This window comes from Pantoea sp. SIMBA_079, from assembly GCF_046940275.1.
In the GTDB taxonomy this organism is placed as follows: Bacteria; Pseudomonadota; Gammaproteobacteria; order Enterobacterales; family Enterobacteriaceae; genus Pantoea; species Pantoea borealis.
Window position 1 is genome coordinate 1 of sequence record NZ_JAWRYR010000064.1, and the last position, 391, is coordinate 391.

Consider the following 391-nt stretch of genomic DNA (forward strand, 5'->3'; position numbering starts at 1 on the left):
GTGGACGATCCAACCAGCACCATGGTGCGCATGTCGACCATTTCTGGCAGCAGTTCGGCCAAGGTGACTACCTTCAGCGTCTGCCCCGGCCTACCGATGTCACGGCCTAGGACTACAGGCGTGTTCCCGTCACGATGTCGGCGCACAACCTCCAGGGCCACACCGAGCTGGTGTGGCCTGGCTTTGGAGATCGGGTTGTAGAAGGCCAGCACCAGGTCGGCCTGGGCAGCCAAGTCCAGGCGTTTTTCAATGATGGACCAGGGCTTGAGGTTGTCCGACAGCGACATGACACAGAAGTCATGCCCCAGCGGTGCCCCTGCCTGGGCGGCGGTTGCCAGCGAGGCTGAAACCCCCGGCAGGATCTGCAGGTCGACGCTATGCCAGGCGGGGT

The 391-nt window shown here is 63.2% G+C and carries 1 protein-coding gene; it reads right to left on the reverse strand.

Going from position 1 to position 391, the window contains the following annotated elements; genetic code table 11:
• Positions 1–391, reverse strand: a 391-nt coding sequence (locus SB719_RS19105; RefSeq protein ID WP_412159596.1) for an SAM-dependent methyltransferase, incomplete at both ends; no start/stop codon positions are given.